The following is a 19749-nucleotide window of genomic DNA, read 5'->3' as shown; positions in this document are numbered from 1 at the left end:
CGATGTCGCGTTGCTCAGGCGGCGCGCCGCTCCGTGCCCTCGAGACGGATGGCGGTGCGCAGGGCGCCCCGCGCCCGACGTCGATCGCCCGAGGCGTCGTACGCCAGGCCCAGCCTGAACCACGCCTGCCAGCTCGACTCGTCGTGCTCGACGTCGTCGCGGTAACGACCGAACTCCGCGTCGGCCGCCTCGCGCTCCGGCCGGCCACTGGCCCGCCGGGGCAGCTCGTCGACCGGCAGCCCGCCCTCGCGCTCGAGCCGCTCGACGAGCTGCTGGGTGCGCACCCCGAACCACAGTTCGCGGGCGAGCGCCCAGGCTCCCACCAGCGGCAGAACCACGAGAGTCACGCCGATGGCGATGGCGATCGGCTCGCCGGTGAGCACGAACATCACGGCCCGCTGACCCACCAGCACGAGGTAGACGGCCAGGATGACCGCCATCACGATCGCGGCAACGCGGCCTTTCACGGGGTGACGCTCGTCGCCGTGGCAGCCTGCCCCGAGACGTTCTCGGGCGCATCCGGCGTGCTGCCCGGCGCCATGCGCGCCGACGGGTCGGCGGCGAGCGGCCCGCCCGGCAGACCGAGGTCGATCAGGTTCTCGAGCCCCACGGTCACACCGCGGGCCTCGGCCGCCGCTCGCAGCGCCACCAGGATGCCCGAGTAGTAGGAGCTCGGGGCGATCGTCTCGTGGGTGATGGTGAGCACCTCACCGGTGCCGCCGAAGATCACGTCCTGCTTGGCCACCACGCCGGCGAGCCGGAGACTGTGCACCGGGATGCTCGCCACCTGCTGACCGCGGGCCCGCTGATCGGTGTGCGGAGCCGACACGGGACCGCGCTCGGCCCGGGCCGCCGTCATGAGCTCGGCGGTGCGCACCGCCGTGCCCGAGGGCGAGTCGACCTTGCGGGCGGCGTGCGCCTCGACGATCTCGATCGAGTCGTAGAAGCGGGCGGCCATGGTGGAGAACGCCGTCGCCAGCACGGAGCCCACCGAGAAGTTCGGCACCACGACCACGCCGTTCTGCGGATCCTCGCCCAGCAGCCGCTTCAAGCCCTGGATGCGCTCCGCCGACCAGCCGGAGGTGCCCACCAGCACGTTACGGCCGTTGGTGAGGGCGAACTCCACCACCTTCTGGCTCACGCCGGGCACGGTGACGTCGACCACCAGGTCGGCCACCAGCATCTCCTCGAGCTCACTCGTGGAGCCGAGACCGGCCACCAGGTCGAACTCGGGATGCTCGGTGATGAGGCCCGCGATGAGGCGGCCCATCTTGCCTGATGCGCCGACGACGGCGACCTTCGTAGTCATGTTCCCAATCTACCCGGCGGTCGCATCCGGCCGGCCGCTCGCGGGCCCGGCCCGGCCCGGGTCCGGCTCGGACGGGCCCGGCTCCGCCAGGCTCGGCCCGGACGTCAGTACGGCTGAGGGTCGTTCATGCCGGTGCGCAGTTCCACCGGCAGGTGACCGAGATCGTTGAAGGCCACGAGCTCCGGCAGGCGACCGGTCTTCCAGCGCAGGATGGTGAGACCGGCGTGCGCCTGGTTCAGCCCGGCCCACCGCCACTCGGGCGCATCCATCGCCTCGCGCACGAACCAGGCGATCACGAAGTTGTGCGTGATCAGGAGGTCGTGCGAGGAGTCGCGCGACGGGGTCAGGAACTCGGCCACCGCATCCGCCATCTGGGCCCGGCCGGCCTCGACCTCGTCGTCGGTGACGGAGTTGAAGAACGGTTCGAAGGTGTGCGGCATCTGCGGGGAGTACCCCGTGGGCACGCAGTCGAACAGCAGCGCGCTCGGCTGCGGGTCGAGGGCGGGGAGGTGCTCCGACATGATGGCGGCGGTCTGCTCGGCCCGCTGCAGCGGCGAGTGCCGCACCGAGTCGAACGGAACGCCGCCCAACCGGTCGGCGATCAGCCGCGCCTGGCGCTGCCCGCGGGGTGAGAGCGGGCCGTCGGCCACGCCGTGCTCGGCGTCGAGCTGTTCGCCGTGGCGCACGAGGTAGAGGGTGTGCCCCATCAGACGCCCGCCTTCGCGGCGAACGCGCTCTCGTCGATCGGCCCGACGGCCGCGATGCTCACGGGGCCCTCCAGCAGCGACCCGGCCAGGCGCTGCACGTCGTCGGCGGTGACCTCGGAGAGCCGCCGCACGCTCTCGTCGAGGTCGACGAACTCGCCGAGGGTGAGCTCGGAGCGGCCGAGGCGCGACATGCGGGTGTCGCTGTCCTCCAGTGCGAGCGCGGCCGAACCCGAGAGCTGGCCGAAGGCGCGGGAGAGCTCGTCGGCCGTGATGCCGTCGTCGGCGAGGCGTCGCAGCTCGCTCAGCATGAGTTCGGTCACCGCTCCCTCGCGGCCGGGGGTGCAGCCGGCGTACATCGAGAAGACCCCGGCGTCGGAGTAGCTCGGCGCGTAGGAGTAGACCGAGTAGGCCAGTCCCCGGCGCTCACGCACCTCCTGGAACAGGCGGGAGGACATTCCGCCGCCGAACACCGAGTTCAGCACCGCCATGGTCGTGCGGCGCCCGTCGGTGGCGACGATGCCGGGCAGACCGATCATCACGCTGGCCTGCTCGGTGGGCTTGGTCACCACGCTGAACGGCCGGCCGGAGCCGAGCGCCGCCGGCGTGGTGGCGCGGCGGGGTCGGGGGGCTGCCGGGGTGCTGAGATCCCACGCCGCGGCGAGGGTCCCGGTGACGGCGGCCACGATCGTGTCGTGGTCGACCGCTCCGGCGGCGGAGACCACGAGGTCGTTCGGCCGGTAGGCACCCAGGTAGTGCTCCCACACGGCGTCGCGGGTGACGGCTCTGATGGCCTCCGGGGTGCCGCCCACGGGGCGGCCGAGCGGATGCGCGCCGAGCACGGCTTCGAACAGTCGCTCCCCCGCCACGTCGGCCGGGTCGTCCTCGGCCATCGCCAGCTCTTCGAGGATGACGCCGCGCTCGGTCTCGAACTCGTCGCGGTCGAGCACCGAGGAGGTGACCATGTCGGAGAGCACCGAGACCGCCATCGGCAGGTCGACGTCGCGCACCTTCGCGTAGTAGCAGGTGTACTCCTTGCCCGTCAGCGCGTTGTGCTCGCCCCCGACCGAGTCGAAGGCGATCGCGATGTCGAGGGCGGAGCGCGTGGGCGTGCCCTTGAACAGCAGGTGCTCGAGGAAGTGCGTGGAGCCGTACCGCGACGGGGTGGAGCCCTCGGCGCCGAGCTCGTCGCGCGAACCGGCGGAGACCCAGTAGCCGATCGTGGCGGAGCGCGAACCCGGTATGTGCTCGGTGAGGATGCGCACTCCGCTGGGGAGGATCGTTCGCCGCACCAGCCCTTCGGCGGCGGTGCCGATGGAGAGTTCCGGAAGGTCGAGCGGGAGCGGGACGGCGTTGTTCATCTCCGCCAGCCTATCCCGGCCCCACCTGCGCGACGCCTGAAACCGGCAGATGCTCACCCGGGGCGGGAACGACGGATGCCCGCCCCACCGAAGTGGGACGGGCATCCGTGGATCAGACCGATCAGGCCTCGACAGGAACCTCGACGGGCTCGCCGTCGGCGGTCTCGGAGACCACAGGGGCCAGCGAGAGCTTGCCGCGGTCGTCGATCTTGGTGATCTGCACCAGGATCTTCTGGCCGATGCCGAGCACGTCTTCGACGTTCTCGACACGCTTGCCGCCGGCGAGCTTGCGCACCTCGGAGATGTGCAGCAGGCCGTCCTTGCCCGGGAGCAGCGAGACGAACGCACCGAAGGTGGCGATCTTCACGACGGTGCCGAGGAACTGCTCACCGACCTCGGGGTTCTGCGGGTTCGCGATGGCGTTGACCTGCTGGCGGGCGGCCTCGGCCGAGGGGCCGTCGACGGCGCCGATGTACACGGTGCCGTCTTCCTCGATCGAGATGTCGGCGCCGGTCTCGTCCTGGATGGCGTTGATCGTCTTGCCCTTCGGGCCGATCAGCTCACCGATCTTGTCGACGGGGATCTGAACCGAGATCACGCGGGGCGCGGTCGGGGCCAGCTCGTCGGGCTCGTCGATGGCTGCGTTCAGCACGGAGAGGATCGCGTCGCGCGCGGCCTTCGCCTGCTTCAGCGCACCGTCGAGCACGCTCGAGGGGATGCCGTCGAGCTTGGTGTCGAGCTGGATCGCGGTGACGAACTCGCTCGTGCCGGCGACCTTGAAGTCCATGTCGCCCAGCGCGTCTTCGGCACCGAGGATGTCGGTGAGGGCCGCGTAGCGGGTCTCACCGTCGACCGTGTCGGAGACGAGGCCCATCGCGATGCCGGCGACCGGGGCGCGCAGCGGCACACCGGCGTTCAGCAGCGACAGGGTCGACGCGCAGACGGAGCCCATCGACGTGGAGCCGTTGGACGACAGCGCCTCGGACACCTGACGGATGGCGTAGGGGAACTCCTCGCGGCTCGGCAGCACCGGCACGAGTGCGCGCTCGGCCAGGAAGCCGTGCCCGATCTCGCGACGCTTCGGCGAACCCACGCGACCGGTCTCACCGGTGGAGTAGGGCGGGAAGTTGTAGTGGTGCAGGTAGCGCTTGTGCGTCACCGGCGAGAGCGAGTCGATCTGCTGCTCCATCTTGAGCATGTTCAGCGTGGTGACGCCCAGGATCTGGGTCTCGCCGCGCTGGAAGATCGCCGAGCCGTGCACGCGCGGGATGACCGCGACCTCGGCGTCGAGCGGACGGATGTCGGCCAGGCCACGACCGTCGATGCGCACGCCGTCGCGGAGGATACGGCCGCGGACGACCACCTTCGTGACCGACTTGTACGCCGCGGAGACCATCGGCAGCACGTCGGCACCGAGCTCGCCGGCCTCGACCTTCGCCTGCACGGCCGCCTTGACGCGATCCTTGAGCGCGTCGTCGGCGTTCTGGCGCTCGACCTTGTCGGCGATCTGGTACACGCTGACGAGCTCGTCGTAGGAGAGCTCGGCCACCACGTCGTACGCCTGCTGGCTGTACGGCAGGAAGATCGGGTACTCCTGGATGGCCTTGGCGGCCTGGTCGGCGAGCGACTTCTGCGCCTGCACGAGCTGCTTGATGAAGGGCTTGGCGGCCTCGAGGCCCTCGGCCACGACCGACTCGTTCGGCTTGACGGCGCCGCCCTTGATCAGGTTCCAGCTGTTCTCGGTGGCCTCGGCCTCGACCATCATGATGGCGACGTCCGACGAGCCGTCGGCGTTCTCGACCACGCGGCCGGCGACGACCAGGTCGAACACCGCATCCTGCAGCTGCGAGTACTTGGGGAACACGATCCACTGGTCGGGCTCGGTGCCGTAGCCGGGCATGAGCGCGAGGCGCACGCCGCCGATCGGACCGGAGAACGGCACGCCGGAGATCTGGCTCGAGGCGGAGGCCGCGTTGATGGCCAGCGAGTCGTAGAACTCGTCGGGAGCGATGCTCAGCACGGTGATGACGACCTGCACCTCGTTGCGGAGGCCCGTGATGAACGACGGGCGCAGCGGCCGGTCGATCAGACGGCAGACCAGGATGGCCTCGGTCGACGGACGGCCTTCACGGCGGAAGAACGAGCCGGGGATCTTGCCGGCGGCGTAGCTGCGCTCTTCGACGTCGATCGTCAGCGGGAAGAAGTCGAAGTTGTCTTTGGGGTGCTTGCCGATGCTCGTGGCGCTCAGCAGCATGGTGTCTTCGTCGAGGTACGCGGCGACGGCTCCCTGAGCCTGCTGCGCGAGGCGGCCGGTCTCGAAGCGGACGGTGCGGGTGCCGTACTTGCCGTTGTCGAGAACGGCTTCGGCGAATTTGATCTCAGGACCTTCCAAGAGGTCTGTCTCCTTTGTTTAGCGTCGCAGCCCCGTGTGGGCAGCGACTCCTCGCGTCGGAGCAGGATTGTGCGACAGGGCGGAACGCCCCGGACAAAGTCGAAGGGAGACGCGGTGGGTTTCACCACCTGCTGGCCACCAGTAGAAGAACTCCGGATTCGATCGAGCCGGAACACCACCACCGAGGACCAGCTGCCTGTCAGCCTGCTCTCGACGCTTCCATGCTATCAGGCGAAGCTGAACGAGCCGAGGATGACTCGCCCGCGGTTCTCGGGGACCGCGGGCCCCCGCGCATCCGCTCTACAGCTGGAGGTCGACGGTGAACGGCCGCGCCCGGCCCACCACCGTCACGGTCACTTCGGCGACCTGACCCGCGGGCAGCTGCTTCAGCAGGGCGTCCACCTGGGCGTCGAGGTCGTGCGGCACGAAACCGGCCCGGTGCACTCCCCCGCGGTCGTCGACCAGGTCGACGGCCACCCGCAGCTCTCGGCCGAGCCAGCGGCTGGCATCCGGGGTCAGCACGGCACGCACCTCGCGCGAAAGCGCCACCGCGGCCTCGATGGACGTCTGCCGGCGCTCGCTCTCGACCACGCGCACGCGGGTCGGCTCGTCGCGCAGCCCGGGGAACGGCACCACCTGGTCGCCGCCGAGGTCGTGCCGGGAGTTCTCGCTGTCACGCCCGGTACGCCGCAGCAGCGGCACGATCAGTGCCAGAGCGGCCGCGATCGCCACCGCGAGCAACAGCACGCTCACGATCGGCCCCGCCACCGGCCACTCGGGCCGCGCCACCAGGCTCGCGGCCATGGCGGCCACCAGCACCACGGCGAACAGCAGCGCCTCCCAGCGCCAGAACGGCTTGAAGCGGCGCGTGGGGTTCATGCCCCTATTCTGCCGGGCCGGCCGCCTCGGGCTTCGCGGCGTAGCTCAGCAGCGTGCGGTAGGGCGACTGCGATTCCACGACCCAGCCCCGCCGGGCCACCACCGCGAGCTCGGGGGCGGTGTAGCTGCGCCGGATGGACGTGAGCCCGTCCTCGCGAAGGAACGAGTTGCGGAAGAACGGCAGCGGAAGCGCGGTGAGCAGCCAGTAGGCGGCGTAGGCACCTCGGCTCCGGCGGATGTCGCTGTGCACCGCGAGCCCACGGGTGAGCAGTTCGCAGTCGATCAGCAGGTCGTCGAGCTCCCCGGCGGTGAGGTGGTGCAGCACGTGGTTGGAGATCACGAAGTCCCAGCGCTGCGCGACGTCGACGAACTGGCTGCTGGTGGCCTGCGCGAAGCGCACCCCGTCGGGGTTCGGCGCCCCGAGGGCCGCGGCGATCGCCCGCGCATCCGGATCGATGCCCACCACGTCCAGGAGCAGGCCGTCGCGCTTGGCCCAGCGCGCGATCGCCCGGGCGATGTCGCCGCCGCCACAGCCCACGTCGAGCAGGGTCGACGGCTCGGTCGCCGAGAGCAGCGGGCGGATGCGTTCGCGATAGGTGCCCCGCCATCCGGCCACCAGCCGGTTCATCAGACCGAACTGACGGTACGTGTTGGCCAGCAGTACGGGGTCGCAGTCGGGATCGTCCATCATCTCCCGGGCGTCGACGGCGCGCTTGCGCAGGGGCTTGGCCCCCGGTGGCGTGCGAGCGACCCTGGCCATCAGCGCGCTCCCGGGGCCCTCAGGGTGAACCGGCCCGTCTCCACGGTCAGGCCGGGCCCGAAGGCCATCGCACACACGCTCTCGGGCTCCGGGGAGGCCGCCCGGTCGAGGATTTCTCTCAGCACGAACAGCACAGTAGCGCTCGACATGTTGCCGACGTCGCGCAACACCGATCGCGACGGCGCGAGTTGCTCCGCCGAGAGACCGAGGGCCTCCTCAACGCGGTCCAGGATGCTGCGTCCGCCCGGGTGCACCGCCCAGTGCACGACGTCGGGCGGCGGCGTGCCGTCGAGCAGCGGCTCGAGGGCGGCGACGATGGTTCGCCCGATGATCTTCGGCACGTAGCTCGAGAGCACCATGTCGAAGCCGTGGTCGCCGATGGTCCAGGCCATGTCGGCCTCGCCGTCGGGGATCACGGTGCTCGCGAAGGCGTCGAGGTCGAGCACGGGGAGAGCGGATGGCCCGAGCTCGCGCCCCGTGACGACGGCGGCGGCCGCCCCGTCGGCGAACACCGACGACGCCACGATCTGGTCGGGCTCGTTCGAGGAGCGCACGTGCAGGGTGCAGAGTTCGACGCACACGACCAGCACGACCGCATCCGGATCGGCGTCGCAGAACGCCTTCGCCATCCGCAGCGCGGGGAAGGCGGCGTAGCAGCCCATGAAACCGACGTGGTAGCGCTGCACCGAGGCCGGGAGACCGAGCTCGCGCTGCAGCACGTAGTCGGGGCCGGGCGCGAAGAAGCCGGTGCACGAGGCCGTCACCACGTGGGTGACGTCGTTCGCGGTGATGTCGGGCGCCAGCGCGTCGAGGGCCGCCCTCGCGGCCTGCACGGCGAGGGCCGGAGCGTGCTCGATGTAGAGGTCGTTGCGCTCGCCCGTGGTGGGGGCCGCGAAGACGCCGGTGACGGGATCGACGAAGCGGGCGGTGGTGGCCCGCCCGTCGGCGGCCAGCTCGTCGAGCACGGTGTGCCGGGTCTGGATGCCGGAGGCGTCGAACGACGTGGCGACGAGCCGGCGGCCGAGCCTCGTCAGCTCGGGTTGAGCGGCGAACAGGTCGCGCACGTCGGACTGCGCGAGAGCGGTCGGGGGCAGGGCCGTCTTGATGGTTCTGATGCTCGCGGCCATGACCTCATACAAGCACGATCCCGGCAGCCTCGCGTCGGGGTTCAGCGCTCGGTCAGCGGGCGGGGAAAAGACCGGAGGGATCGAACGAGTCGTCGAGCGCGAACGGGTCGACGACCTCGGCCGAGCGGGTGGACACGGCCACCTGGGCGGCGAGCTCGCGGGCCGCGCGGTGGATGCGGTCGGGCAGCGACGCGGTTCCGGTGACGTCGGCTCCGCCGCCCCAGTCCTCGCTGGCCGCGAAGACGCTCGTGGGCAGCACCACGGCGCGCAGGTAGCTGAACAGCGGCCGCAGCGCGTGGTCGAGGGCGAGCGAGTGCCGGGAGGTGCCGCCGGTGGCCGCGATCAGCACGGGCAGACCGGTGAGGGCGGTGTGGTCGATCACGTCGAAGAACGACTTGAACAGCCCGCTGTAGCTGGCCGTGAAGATGGGCGACACGGCGATCAGCCCGTCGGCACGCGACACGGCGTCGATGGCCTTCTGCAGCTTCGGGCTCGCGAACCCGGCGAGCAGGTTGTTCGTGATGTCCTGGGCGAGGTCGCGCAGCTCGATCACCTCGAGCTCGACGGATGCGTCGCGCTCGGTCAGGTCGGCCATCGTCGCCTCGGCGAGTCGGTCGGCGAGCAGGCGGGTCGAGGAGGGCTGGCTGAGTCCGGCGCTGACGACGACGAGCTTCTTCGTGGACATGAGGTGCGACCTTTCGAGATCTTCATGCGTATGCATCTACATCCGTCCCAACCGCGCACCACGCATCCGTATTCCCGGGCCCGGGCGTCTAGTATCCGGATATGAGGAACGATCATGTCCGCGGCGCCGATGAAGTGGAGTCGCCACTGGAGTGCCTGCATCGCACGGTGCATGAGGAGGTCTTCTCCGAGGAGGTCTTCGACGAGCACTTGATGCGATGGATTCGATCAGGCGTCGACCGGCTCTCGGCATACCGCGAGCTCCACGAACTGAGCTGCAGCAGATCCGTGACCCCCGAGGCGTCCGACTACCTCTCCGAGGTTCTGACGACCATCACGGGTGATTGTGACGACGAGTGCATCCTGAGGTTCTCAGAAGACGGCCACGGCACGGAGATTCTCGTCACCACGGCGCGGAGCGGTGCCTGGCGCATGCGAAACGGGCCGCCACCCAAGAGGTGACGGCCCGTTCGAAGAAGGTCGTATCAGCGCGAGCTGAGGACGATCGCGACAGCTATCGACGCAGGCCCAGGCGCTCGATGAGCGATCGGTAGCGGTCGATGTCGATGTCCTGCAGGTAGCCGAGCAGACGGCGACGCTGGCCCACGAGCAGCAGCAGACCACGACGCGAGTGGTGGTCGTGCTTGTGCTCCTTGAGGTGCTCGGTGAGATCCTTGATGCGACGGGTCATCATTGCGACCTGCACTTCGGGGGATCCGGTGTCACCGGGGTGGGTAGCGTACTCGTCGATGATCGCCTTCTTGACGTCTGCTTCGAGTGCCATAGATGGGATCCCCTTTCTCTCGTTGCGCGGTGCCGATCAGCCGGATGCTGTGGCTCTCTTTGTCCGCGGCCGTTCACACGGCAACCTGACGAGACTACCAGAAACACGGCCGTAACAATTCGTGCGCCGGTTCGACTCCGGATCGGGAACACACGATAGTGGTTGTGCGTTGACTCACCGCGGAACGGATGAACTCATGACTATCGACACCCTCAGCACGGCCACCCTCCCCGTGCTCGACCTCAGCCGGCTGAACGGCGACGACGCGGATGCCGAGGCGTTCCGCCTCGAGCTGCGCGAGGCCACCCACGACTACGGCTTCTTCTACCTCGTCGGGCACGGCGTGCCGCACGAGCTGATCGAGCGCGTGATGACCACGGCCCGGCGCTTCTTCGACCTGCCCGAGCAGGACAAGCTGGCCATCGAGAACCTCAACAGCCCGCACTTCCGCGGCTACACCCGCGTCGGCGGCGAACTCACCCAGGGCAAAGTGGACTGGCGCGAGCAGATCGACATCGGTGTGGAGCGCGAGCCCGTGCCCGCCACGGCCGAGACGCCGGACTACATGCGCCTCGACGGCCCGAACCAGTGGCCGACGGCCCTGCCGGAGCTGCAGGACGTGGTGGCCGAGTGGTACGAGGAGCTCAACCGCGTGAGCCTCACACTGCTGCGCGCCTGGGCCGTGTCGCTCGGCGCCGCCGAGGACGTGTTCGACGCCGCGTTCGCCGAACGCCCCTCCACCCTGATCAAGATCGTGCGCTACCCCGGCAAGAGCGACCCCGAGCCCAAGCAGGGCGTCGGGGCCCACAAGGACAGCGGCGTGCTCACCCTGCTGCTCGTCGAGCCCGGCAAGGGCGGCCTCCAGGTGGAGAAGGACGGCGAGTGGATCGACGCCCCGCCGATCGACGACGCCTTCGTGGTGAACATCGGCGAGCTGCTCGAGGTGGCCACCAACGGCTACCTCAAGGCCACGGTGCACCGCGTGATCTCGCCCCGCATCGGCGACGACCGCATCTCCATCCCGTTCTTCTACTCCCCCGCGCTCGACGCCACCATCCCGGTGCTGCCGCTGCCCGAGGAGCTGGTGGCCGAGGCCAAGGGCATCACGGTCGACCCGCGCAACCCCATCTTCACCACCTACGGCGAGAACGCCCTGAAGAGCCGCCTCCGCGCCCACCCCGACGTGGCGGCCAAGCACCACGCCGACCTCGTGGAGAAGAACGCGGCCGCAGCCGCGCAGAACACCCAGGAGTGAGCACCACTCCACCACGACGCGAGAACGGCGACGGAACGGCTGAGGAGGCCGCCCGTCGCCGTTCGGCGTTCGTCGACCTCACCCCGCTGAAGGCGAGCCCGGCCTTCGCCCGGCTCTGGGGCGGTCAGGCCATCTCCGGCATCGGCAGCCAGATGACCATCGTGGCCGTGGGCCTGGACGTCTACCGCCTCACCGGGTCGACCCTCGCGGTGGCCGGCGTCGCGCTGTTCGCGCTGGTGCCGATGATCGTGGCCGGACTCTACGGCGGCATGCTCGCCGACGCGTTCGACCGCCGCCGGGTGGCCCTGCTGGCCGCCGTCATCGCCTGGGTGTCGACCGCGCTGCTGGCGGTGCTCGCCTGGACCGGGGCCGACAGCGTGGGCGCGCTCTACGCACTCGCCACGGTGAACGCGGTCTCGGCCACCGTGGTGCAGACCACCCGATCGGCCATCTACCCCCGCATCCTGCCGCGAGAGCTGCTCCCGGCCGCGGCCGCGCTGAACGGCATCACCACCGGGGTGATGGTCACCCTCGGCCCGGCACTGGCCGGGGTGCTGGTGGCGACCGTCGGCTTCGGCTGGACATATTCGATCGACGTGGTGCTGTTCGTCGCCGCATTCCTCGGCATCGCGAGCCTGCCGCGCATCCTGCCCGAGGGCGAGGTTCACCGGCCGGGGTTGGAATCGCTCCGGTACGGGTTCGCGTTCCTGAAGAAGGCCCCGAACATCCGGGCCTCGTTCCTGATCGACATCGCCGCCATGACGTTCGGCCAGCCCCGTGTGCTCTTTCCGGCCGTCGGCGTGCTCGTGCTCGGCGGTGGCCCGGTGACGGTCGGAGTACTGACCGCCGCCTTCGCGGTGGGGTCGATGCTCGCGAGCGTGTTCTCCGGCCGGCTCGGCCAGGTGCGCTGGCAGGGCCGGGCGATCGCCCGCGCGGTGCAGTCGTACGGCGTGTTCACGGCGCTGTTCGGGGTGGTGCTGCTCGTCGCATCCGTGTCGGGGATGACGGTCGGGCCGGAGATCGACCAGGCGAACGTGCCGGCCCTGGTGCTCGCGTCTCTGGCCCTCACCGGAGCCGGAGTGAGCGACGAGATCAGCGCCATCTTCCGGTCGACGATGTTGCAGACCGCGGTACCCGACAACATGCGCGGGCGGCTGCAGGGCGTGTTCACCGTGGTGGTCACGGGCGGGCCGCGGGTGGGTGACCTCTACGTGGGGGCGCTCTCGGTGGTGGCGGCGCTGTGGTTCCCGCCACTGCTCGGCGGTGTGGTGATCGTGGTGGCGGCGGCCCTGATCGTACGGTTCGTGCGCAGCTTCCGCGACTACGACGCGCTCGACCCGCAGCCCTGAGCCCTGAGCCCTCTGCCCTGAGCCTCGAGGCGGCGGTCAGAGCCCCCGGGGAGCCGGCTCGCCGGGGGCGAGCACGAGGGTGAGGCGCTGCGTCGAGCGGGTCATCGCCACGTAGAGGGCGGATGCACCCCGGGTGTTCTCGGCCACGACCGCCGCCGGCGAGGCCACCACCACGGAGTCGAACTCGAGCCCCTTGGCCTCGGCGGGCGAGAGCAGCGCGATCGGGCGCGACAGTCCGCGCACCCCGACTCCGACGTCGTCGCCGAAGGCGGTGGCGAGCTGCGCCGACAGGTCGGGCAGCCGCGAGGCGGGGGCGATCACCGCGGTGGTTCCGCCGGCGCCCGCCATCTCGGCCACACGGGCGGCGACGGCGTCGCCGAACGCGGCATCCGTCGCCGTGCTGACGGCGTCGACCGGCCAGGGCGTCGTGCGCACCGACCGCGACCGGGTGACCTGCAGGCCGCTGGCCTCGGCCACGCGCTCGGCGGCGTCGACGATCTGCGAGGGGGTGCGGTAGTTGACGGTGAGCTCCTCCAGGCGCCAGGCGTCGCCCACGAGGGGCGAGAGGGTGGATTCCCAACTGGTGGAGGAGGCGGCGGAGCTGGCCTGCGCCACGTCGCCCACGATGGTGAACGAGCGAAGCGGCGACTTACGCAGCAGCACCCGCCACTGCATGGGCGAGAGCTCCTGCGCCTCGTCGACCACGATGTGCCCGTAGGTCCAGCTGCGGTCGGAGGCGGCGCGCTCGGCGGTGGTGAGGCTCGCCCCCTGCTCGGCGAACCCGGCCACCACCGACTCGGCGCTCACCATGCCCTCGACGTCCATGTTGCTGATGGCGGTTCGCGCGTTCTCGAGGTCGCGCTTGCGCTGCTGCTTCTCGGCTCGCTTGGCCGCGGCGTCACCGGCGTCGTACTCGCCGAGCAGCTCGGCCGCCTCGTCGAGGAGCGGCACGTCGGAGACCGTGAAGACAGATCCGCGCTCGCGCCGCAGCAGCTCGCGCTTGGCCTTGGACCAGTGCGAAGTGAGGGAAGCCAGCCACTGCGGACGGGCGTAGAGGTCTTCGAGGAGCTTCTCGGGGGTCAGCGGGATCCAGGCGGTGTTGAGCGCCACGCGCACGTCGTAGGCGGTGCGCACGTCTTCGCGGAGGTACGCGAGGTCGGCGTCGTCGACGGTGGAGCCGCGACGGCGGAGCTGCTCGGCGAGCTGCTTCGTGAGCTGACCGAGCATCGACTTGACGAAGCCCACGCGGCCCTCGTTGTAGGGCTTGCCCGACTCGCGCGCCTTCGCGATGGCGTCGGCGATGGCCGCGGGCTGCAGCACGAGGGTCTCGCCGTTGATCTCGAGGGTCTGCGGTTCGGCCGGAACCCGCTGGCGCGACCGCACGGCACGCTTGAGCAGCGCGGCCATCTCGGCCGAGCCCTTCAGCGCGGCGACCGCCGGAGCGTCTTCGACGGTGGCCTCGAGGCCCGGGTACAGACCGCCGAGGCTCGACAGCACGACACCCGTCTCGCCGAGGCTCGGCAGCACGGCGTTGATGTACTGCAGGAACGCCCGGCTCGGCCCGACCACGAGCACGCCGCTGGAGCCCAGCCGCTCGCGGTGCGTGTAGAGCAGGTAGGCGGCGCGGTGCAGCGCCACGGCGGTCTTGCCGGTGCCGGGGCCGCCCTGCACCACGAGCACGCCCTGCAGGTCTGAACGGATGACGCGGTCTTGTTCGGCCTGGATCGTCGAGACGATGTCGTGCATACGACCGGTGCGCTGCGCCGAGAGGGCGGCCAGCAGGGCGCCCTCGCCCTGCAGCTGGGTGCCCTCCTCGTCGAGCAGGGTGGAGTCGAAGACCTCGTCCTCGATGCGCACCACCTCGCGGCCCCGGGTGGTGAGGTGACGCCGGGCGCGGGCGCCGAGCGGGGTGGCGGCGGTGGCCTGGTAGAAGGCCCTGGCCTGCGGGGCGCGCCAGTCGAGCAGCAGCGGCTCGAGGTTCTCGTCGCGCAGGCCCAGGCGGCCGATGTAGCGCAGGGCCGAGCCGCCGTCGTCGGGGTCGAGCAGCTCGAGGCGACCGAAGGCGAGCCGCTCGCCCACCTCGCGCAGCTGGGCGATGCGGTCTTCGTAGGCGCGGGCGAAGGCGTCGCGCTCGGAGCGGGACTGGTGGTTCCCGCCCACGCTCTCGCGTCGCACCACGGCGAGCTCGCGCTCCGCCTCGGCGCGCAGGTCGTCGAGCCGGGCGTACAGCCCCGCCACGTAGTCGCGCTCTCGCGCCAACTCCTCGTTAACCACAGAACCTCCCCGAACCGGCAAGCAATTCTACTTGTCCGATGCAGGGAGGTTGCCGTACAACCGTCGAACGCCCGGTTGCGGTTCCCGCTAGGGAACCGAAATCAAATCAATCACGAAGATGAGGGTCTTGCCGGCCAGGAAGTGCCCCGATCCGGCGGGGCCGTAGGCCAGGTGCGGCGGGATGGTGAGCTTGCGGCGCCCGCCCTCCTTCATGCCGGGGATGCCCTCCTGCCAGCCGGCGATGAGGCCGTTCAGCGGGAAGCTGATGGTCTCGCCGCGGCCCCAGGAGGAGTCGAACTCGTCTCCGGTGTCGTACTCGACGCCGAGGTAGTGCACCTCGACGGTGGCGCCGGGGGTCGCCTCCTTGCCGGTGCCCTCGACGATGTCGACGATCTCGAGGGTGGTGGGGGCCGGGCCCTCGGGGAAGTCGATCTCGGGCTTGGTGCCAAGTGAATCTGTCATGACTCCATCCAAGCCCACCCGGATGGGCATGGCAAAGCGAGCGGCCGGCAGAGAGCAGCCGGTAGAGAGCAGCCGGCAGAGAGCAGCCGGTCAGGTGACCGTCCGCCCACCCGCCGCCGTGGCCAGGGCCAGCCGATCGGCCAGCAGTGCCTCGAGCAGTTCGGCCTCGTCGTGCCGGGGAGTCTGGGTGGAGCGGCCGCTCAGCATGCGCTGTCGCACGAAGGCGAGCCGCGTGGCATCCCTCGTGAACGCCCGCATCGCGGGTTCACCGTTGCCAGGCAGGGTACGCGCCCATCGTCTCGCGTACCGGCGACCCGCCCCGGTCGAGAGCATCTCGACCTCGGCGGGCGAGAACCAGCCGGCCTCGGCGTACTCGGTGAGCCGGGCGGTGGTGAGTCGCCGCTCGGCCCGGCGCAGCAGCACCACGAACACGATCGCGAGCACGAACAGCGGCACCTGCACCGCGAAATAGACGAGGAAGAACCCGTCGAGCCCCTGCACGATGAAGGTCGATCCGTTCCACAGCGCGTGCAGGCCCACCGCCAGCAGCAGCCCGAGCACGAACACCCCCACCGCGGCCAGCCGATTGCGCCGTCGCACCGCGAAGCCGAGCGCCACACCGGTGCAGGCCGTGAACATCACGTGGGCGAACGGCGACATGATGCCGCGCAGCACGAACGTGAACCCGAGGCCCACACCACCGGATTCGATCAGTGCCTGCCCGAAGTAGAGGATGTTCTCGGTGAAGGCGAACCCGGCGGCCACGGTGGCGCCGTAGACGAGCCCGTCGACCGGGCCGTCGAACTGCCGGTGGAAGATCAGCAGCAGAATCAGGATGCCGGCGGCCTTCGCCCCCTCCTCCACGAACGGCGCCTGGATGACCGCACCCCACAGATCGCTCGTGGTGGCCGTTCCGTTGCTCGCCGCGGCCACAGCCACCTGAACCCCGAAATCGACGATCAGCGCGATGGCGACGGATGCCGCGGCGCCCCACAGGAAGGCGAACCACAGCGCGGGCCTCGGCTCCGGCTCCCACCGGTCGATGAGGGTCACCGCCGTGATCACCGCCGACAGCGGGATGAGTGCGAGCACCGCGCAGACGACGACCGTCACAGGCCCGAGACCGAGCACCAGGTAGCCGATCACGGCGAGGAACACGAAGGCCAGCACGATGATGCCCACGATCAGCAGCACGAGCGAAGCGGTCGAGCCGGCCCGCGAGCGGGGCCCGCCCCCACCCACCATGGGCAGCGGCGGCACCGCGGCACCGGCGGGCACCTCGCCGGGCATCGACTCGGGGGCCTGCACCGGTGCCGCCGACCACTGGGCGGGCCGGCCCTGCCGGGGTTCGAAGAGTGTCACGAGCAATCCTCACGCTGGTCGGGCTCCCAGCGTAGCGCGAGCGGAGGACGCCTCGCGCTCCGACGGAACCACGGGGCTCAGTACACCTTGCCCGGGTTCATGATGCCCAGCGGGTCGAACACGGCCTTGAGGCGCCGCTGCAGCGCCAGCTCCTCCGAGCCGAGCTCCCCCTCGAGCCAGCGCTTCTTCAGCACGCCCACGCCGTGCTCGCCGGTGAGCGTTCCGCCGAGCCGGCGGGCCGCGGCGAACAGCTCGTCGGCGGCCTGCCAGACGATCTCGGGTGCTCCGCCCACCACCGCGCCGCCCGCCGACTCCACCAGTGCGGGCGGCACCACGAAGTTCGGGTGCAGGTTTCCGTCGCCGGCGTGGGCGACCGTGGGAATCGGGATGTCGTAGGCCGCCGAGATGCGCTCGATCTCGGCGAACATCGCCGGCAGCGCCGAGCGCGGCACACAGACGTCTTCGATCAGCACCTCGCCGAGCGCCTCGAGCGCGGGGTGGATGCTGCGCCGGAAGGCGAGCAGCTCCTCACCCGCCACCTCGTCGTCGGAGAGATCGACCGTCGAGGCCCCGCCGGCGCGCAGCACCTCGGCGATCGCGTCGCCCTCGTCGGCCGCTCCGGCCCCGTCGGTCCGGGCGAGCACGAAGGCGGCGCCCGCCCCGCGGGAGGGCAGGCCGAGGTAGGTGGTGACGGCGGCCACCGCCGCCGCATCCATCAGTTCCATCACCGCGGGCCGCAGTCGCGCGGCGGTGACGGCGGCGCAGGCTGCGGCGGCGCTCGTCACGTCGGCAAAGAACGCGGCGACGGTGACGACAGGCCCCGGCGGAACCGGACGGATGCGCACGGTCGCACCCACGATCACGCCGAGCGTGCCCTCCGAGCCGGTGAACAGGGCCGTGAGGTCGTAGCCGGTGACGCCCTTCACCGTGCGCCGGCCCGTCGAGAGCAGGCTCCCGTCGGCCAGCACCACGTCGAGACCGAGCACCGCCTCGCGGGTGACGCCGTACTTGGCGCACATCAGGCCGCCGGCGTTGGTGGCGATGTTGCCGCCGATGGTCGAGATGGCCTTCGACGCCGGATCGGGCGAGAAGGCGTAGCCGTGGGGCGCGAGCGCGTCGCCGAGCGCCTGGTTGATCACCCCGGGCTCCACCACCGCGAGTTCGTCGTCGAGGGCGATCTCGCGGATCCGGTCCATCCCGGCCACGCCGAGCACGATCGCTCCCGGGGAGGCCGTCGCTCCCCCGGCGAGCCCCGTCCCGGCCCCGCGGGGAACCACGGGGATCCGGTACTCCGACGCCAGGCGCAGCACCGCCTGCACCTCAGCCACGCTGCGGGCGTCGACGAAGGCCAGGGCCCCGCCCTCCGACCACCAGCCCGACTTGTCGGTGCGGAGCGCGTCGAGCACGCCGGTCTCGACGCTCAGCCGGTCTCCGAGCAGCTCGCCGAGGCGCTCGAGAACGGATGCCCGCCCGGCTCCGTCTGGCGAAGCGGTTCCCCGGGCATCCGTCGCCGTCACCGGCCGCCTCGGTCGATGGCGCTCACGATGGCCGCCTCATCCGCGTCGATCACGTCGATGGCCGCCGTGATGGCCTCGATGCCCGACAGCCGCGCCGGCGAGATGAGCTTCATCACGCGCTCGCGGCTCATCAGGTCGGCCTCCACCACGAGGTCGGCGATGTTGCGGTGGGTGAGCAGCGCCGTCTTCGCCAGGGCCGACGCGGCGGTGTAGCCGATGTAGGGGGTGAGGGCCGTGACGACGCCCACCGAGGTCGACACCATGGTGTCGAGCCGGTCGAGATTGGCGGTGATGCCGTCGACGCAATTGATGCGGAGGGTGCGCCAACCCTGCGTCATCCAGGCCAGGCTCTGCAGCAGCGAGTGGGCGATCACCGGCTCGAACGCGTTCAGCTGCAGCTGCCCGCCCTCGGCCGCCATGGTGATGGTGACGTCGGCGCCGGCCACCGAGAAGGCCACCTGGTTCACCACCTCGGGGATGACCGGGTTGACCTTGCCGGGCATGATGCTGGAGCCCGCCTGACGCGCCGGGAGGTTGATCTCGCCGAGACCGGCCTGGGGGCCGCTGGAGAGCAGCCGGAGGTCGTTGCAGATCTTCGAGAGCTTGATGGCCGAGCGCTTGAGCACGCCCGACAGCGTCATGAACACGCCCGCATCGCTCGTGGCCTCCACCAGGTCGGCGGCGGTGACGTGCTCGAAGCCGGTGAGGTCGCGCAGATGACGGCACACGGTGGCCGCGTAGTTCGGGTCGGCGGTGATGCCGGTGCCGATCGCGGTGGCGCCGAGGTTGATCTCCCAGAGCAACGGCATGGTGTGCTTCAGGCGCTCGAGGTCTTCGGTGAGGGTGGTGGCGAAACCGTGGAACTCCTGGCCGAGCGTCATGGGCACGGCATCCTGCAGCTGGGTGCGACCCACCTTCAGCACGTGGGCGAACTCGACGCCCTTCGCCGAGAACGCGTCGCGCAGCTGCTCGTGCTCCACCAGCAGTCGCTGCAGCGAGAACACCATCGCGAGCTTCACGGCCGTGGGGTACACGTCGTTGGTGCTCTGGCTGCGGTTCACGTCGTCGAGCGGGTGCAGGATGTCGTACGAGCCGAGCGGGTGCCCCCCGGCGGCGAGCGCCACGTTCGCGATCACCTCGTTGGCGTTCATGTTGGTGGAGGTGCCGGCTCCGCCCTGGATGACGCCCACCACGAACTGGTCGTGGAACTCACCCGCCCGGATGCGCTCGCAGGCCGCCTCGATGGCCGCCGCCTTCTCGGGGTCGAGCACGCCGATCTCGGCGTTGGCCCTGGCAGCCGCCTGCTTCACGATGGCGAGGGCGTTCACGAGGTCGGGGTAGACCGAGATCGGGCGCCGGCTGATCGGGAAGTTCTCGAGGGCGCGCGCGGTGTGGACTCCCCAGTAGGCGTCGCGCGGGATCTCCACGCTCCCCAGGCTGTCGGTCTCGGTGCGGGTGGGAGGAGTGGTGGTCACGGGGTGGGCTCCATTGCTCGAATCGTGTCGTGTCGCTTGTGGCTGGACGGCATCG

18 protein-coding genes are annotated in these 19749 nt (G+C 70.6%); 3 read left to right on the top strand and 15 right to left on the bottom strand.

Going from position 1 to position 19749, the window contains the following annotated elements; genetic code table 11:
• Nucleotides 1-14 precede the first annotated feature (14 nt).
• The 9 genes from ACEXOR_RS09380 to ACEXOR_RS09340 all read right to left on the bottom strand — a co-directional run bounded on the left by ACEXOR_RS09380 (nucleotide 15) and on the right by ACEXOR_RS09340 (nucleotide 9217).
• A complete protein-coding gene (locus ACEXOR_RS09380) occupies nucleotides 15-467 on the bottom strand; it encodes a hypothetical protein (protein ID WP_374849333.1) in 453 nt (150 codons plus the stop codon).
• Entirely contained in the window at nucleotides 464-1309 is an 846-nt protein-coding gene (gene dapB, locus ACEXOR_RS09375; RefSeq protein ID WP_374849332.1) for a 4-hydroxy-tetrahydrodipicolinate reductase, read from the bottom strand. Before dapB ends, ACEXOR_RS09380 begins: the two co-directional genes overlap by 4 nt.
• Before the next feature lie 104 nt (nucleotides 1310-1413).
• Nucleotides 1414-2016, bottom strand: coding sequence for a histidine phosphatase family protein (locus ACEXOR_RS09370; protein WP_374849330.1), 603 nt, complete (start codon nucleotides 2014-2016; stop codon nucleotides 1414-1416).
• Complete coding sequence (locus ACEXOR_RS09365) at nucleotides 2016-3374, bottom strand: M16 family metallopeptidase (protein WP_374849329.1); 1359 nt, start codon at nucleotides 3372-3374, stop codon at nucleotides 2016-2018. The genes ACEXOR_RS09370 and ACEXOR_RS09365 overlap by 1 nt, the downstream gene beginning before the upstream one ends.
• A 121-nt stretch (nucleotides 3375-3495) precedes the next feature.
• Nucleotides 3496-5766, bottom strand: a complete 2271-nt coding sequence (locus tag ACEXOR_RS09360; protein WP_374849328.1) for a polyribonucleotide nucleotidyltransferase — start codon at nucleotides 5764-5766, stop codon at nucleotides 3496-3498.
• Nucleotides 5767-6066: 300 nt separating this feature from the next.
• Complete coding sequence (locus ACEXOR_RS09355; RefSeq protein WP_374849327.1) at nucleotides 6067-6645, bottom strand: hypothetical protein; 579 nt, start codon at nucleotides 6643-6645, stop codon at nucleotides 6067-6069.
• A gap of 4 nt (nucleotides 6646-6649) precedes the next feature.
• Complete coding sequence (locus tag ACEXOR_RS09350) at nucleotides 6650-7405, bottom strand: methyltransferase domain-containing protein (protein WP_374849326.1); 756 nt, start codon at nucleotides 7403-7405, stop codon at nucleotides 6650-6652.
• Entirely contained in the window at nucleotides 7405-8532 is a 1128-nt protein-coding gene (locus tag ACEXOR_RS09345) for a type III polyketide synthase (protein ID WP_374849325.1), read from the bottom strand. Before ACEXOR_RS09345 ends, ACEXOR_RS09350 begins: the two co-directional genes overlap by 1 nt.
• A 52-nt stretch (nucleotides 8533-8584) precedes the next feature.
• Nucleotides 8585-9217 (bottom strand): FMN reductase, encoded by a 633-nt coding sequence (locus tag ACEXOR_RS09340; RefSeq protein WP_374849324.1) that lies wholly within the window; start codon nucleotides 9215-9217, stop codon nucleotides 8585-8587.
• Nucleotides 9218-9318: 101 nt separating this feature from the next.
• Here ACEXOR_RS09340 and ACEXOR_RS09335 point away from each other — a divergent pair, with 101 nt between their 5' ends.
• A complete protein-coding gene (locus ACEXOR_RS09335) occupies nucleotides 9319-9678 on the top strand; it encodes a hypothetical protein (protein ID WP_374849323.1) in 360 nt (119 codons plus the stop codon).
• A gap of 52 nt (nucleotides 9679-9730) precedes the next feature.
• Here the strand turns inward: ACEXOR_RS09335 and rpsO are convergent, their stop codons facing one another.
• Complete coding sequence (gene rpsO / locus ACEXOR_RS09330; RefSeq protein ID WP_290801048.1) at nucleotides 9731-10000, bottom strand: 30S ribosomal protein S15; 270 nt, start codon at nucleotides 9998-10000, stop codon at nucleotides 9731-9733.
• A 196-nt stretch (nucleotides 10001-10196) separates the two neighbouring features.
• On the opposite strand from rpsO, the gene ACEXOR_RS09325 reads away from it, so the two are divergent.
• Nucleotides 10197-11255 carry an isopenicillin N synthase family dioxygenase gene (locus tag ACEXOR_RS09325; protein WP_374849322.1) on the top strand — a complete coding sequence of 353 codons (1059 nt, stop codon included), beginning with the start codon at nucleotides 10197-10199 and terminating at the stop codon, nucleotides 11253-11255.
• Nucleotides 11252-12604 (top strand): MFS transporter, encoded by a 1353-nt coding sequence (locus ACEXOR_RS09320; RefSeq protein WP_374849320.1) that lies wholly within the window; start codon nucleotides 11252-11254, stop codon nucleotides 12602-12604. The genes ACEXOR_RS09325 and ACEXOR_RS09320 overlap by 4 nt, the downstream gene beginning before the upstream one ends.
• 36 nt (nucleotides 12605-12640) lie before the next feature.
• Here the strand turns inward: ACEXOR_RS09320 and ACEXOR_RS09315 are convergent, their stop codons facing one another.
• The 5 genes from ACEXOR_RS09315 to ACEXOR_RS09295 form a co-directional block, all read right to left on the bottom strand.
• Complete coding sequence (locus tag ACEXOR_RS09315; RefSeq protein WP_374849319.1) at nucleotides 12641-14878, bottom strand: HelD family protein; 2238 nt, start codon at nucleotides 14876-14878, stop codon at nucleotides 12641-12643.
• 87 nt (nucleotides 14879-14965) lie between these two features.
• A complete protein-coding gene (locus ACEXOR_RS09310) occupies nucleotides 14966-15340 on the bottom strand; it encodes an FKBP-type peptidyl-prolyl cis-trans isomerase (RefSeq protein WP_374849317.1) in 375 nt (124 codons plus the stop codon).
• Between the two features lie 90 nt (nucleotides 15341-15430).
• Complete coding sequence (locus tag ACEXOR_RS09305; RefSeq protein ID WP_374849316.1) at nucleotides 15431-16702, bottom strand: PrsW family intramembrane metalloprotease; 1272 nt, start codon at nucleotides 16700-16702, stop codon at nucleotides 15431-15433.
• Nucleotides 16703-16779: 77 nt separating this feature from the next.
• A complete protein-coding gene (locus ACEXOR_RS09300; RefSeq protein ID WP_374849315.1) occupies nucleotides 16780-18219 on the bottom strand; it encodes an FAD-binding oxidoreductase in 1440 nt (479 codons plus the stop codon).
• Nucleotides 18216-19694: an aspartate ammonia-lyase gene (locus ACEXOR_RS09295; protein WP_374849314.1), complete on the bottom strand. Its 1479-nt coding sequence runs from the start codon at nucleotides 19692-19694 to the stop codon at nucleotides 18216-18218. The genes ACEXOR_RS09300 and ACEXOR_RS09295 overlap by 4 nt, the downstream gene beginning before the upstream one ends.
• Nucleotides 19695-19749 lie beyond the last annotated feature (55 nt).

It is taken from the genome of Herbiconiux liangxiaofengii (assembly GCF_041927335.1).
In the GTDB taxonomy this organism is placed as follows: Bacteria; Actinomycetota; Actinomycetes; order Actinomycetales; family Microbacteriaceae; genus Herbiconiux; species Herbiconiux liangxiaofengii.
The sequence above is the reverse complement of the archived record's forward strand: the minus strand, read 5'-3'. Positions and strand labels throughout refer to the sequence as shown.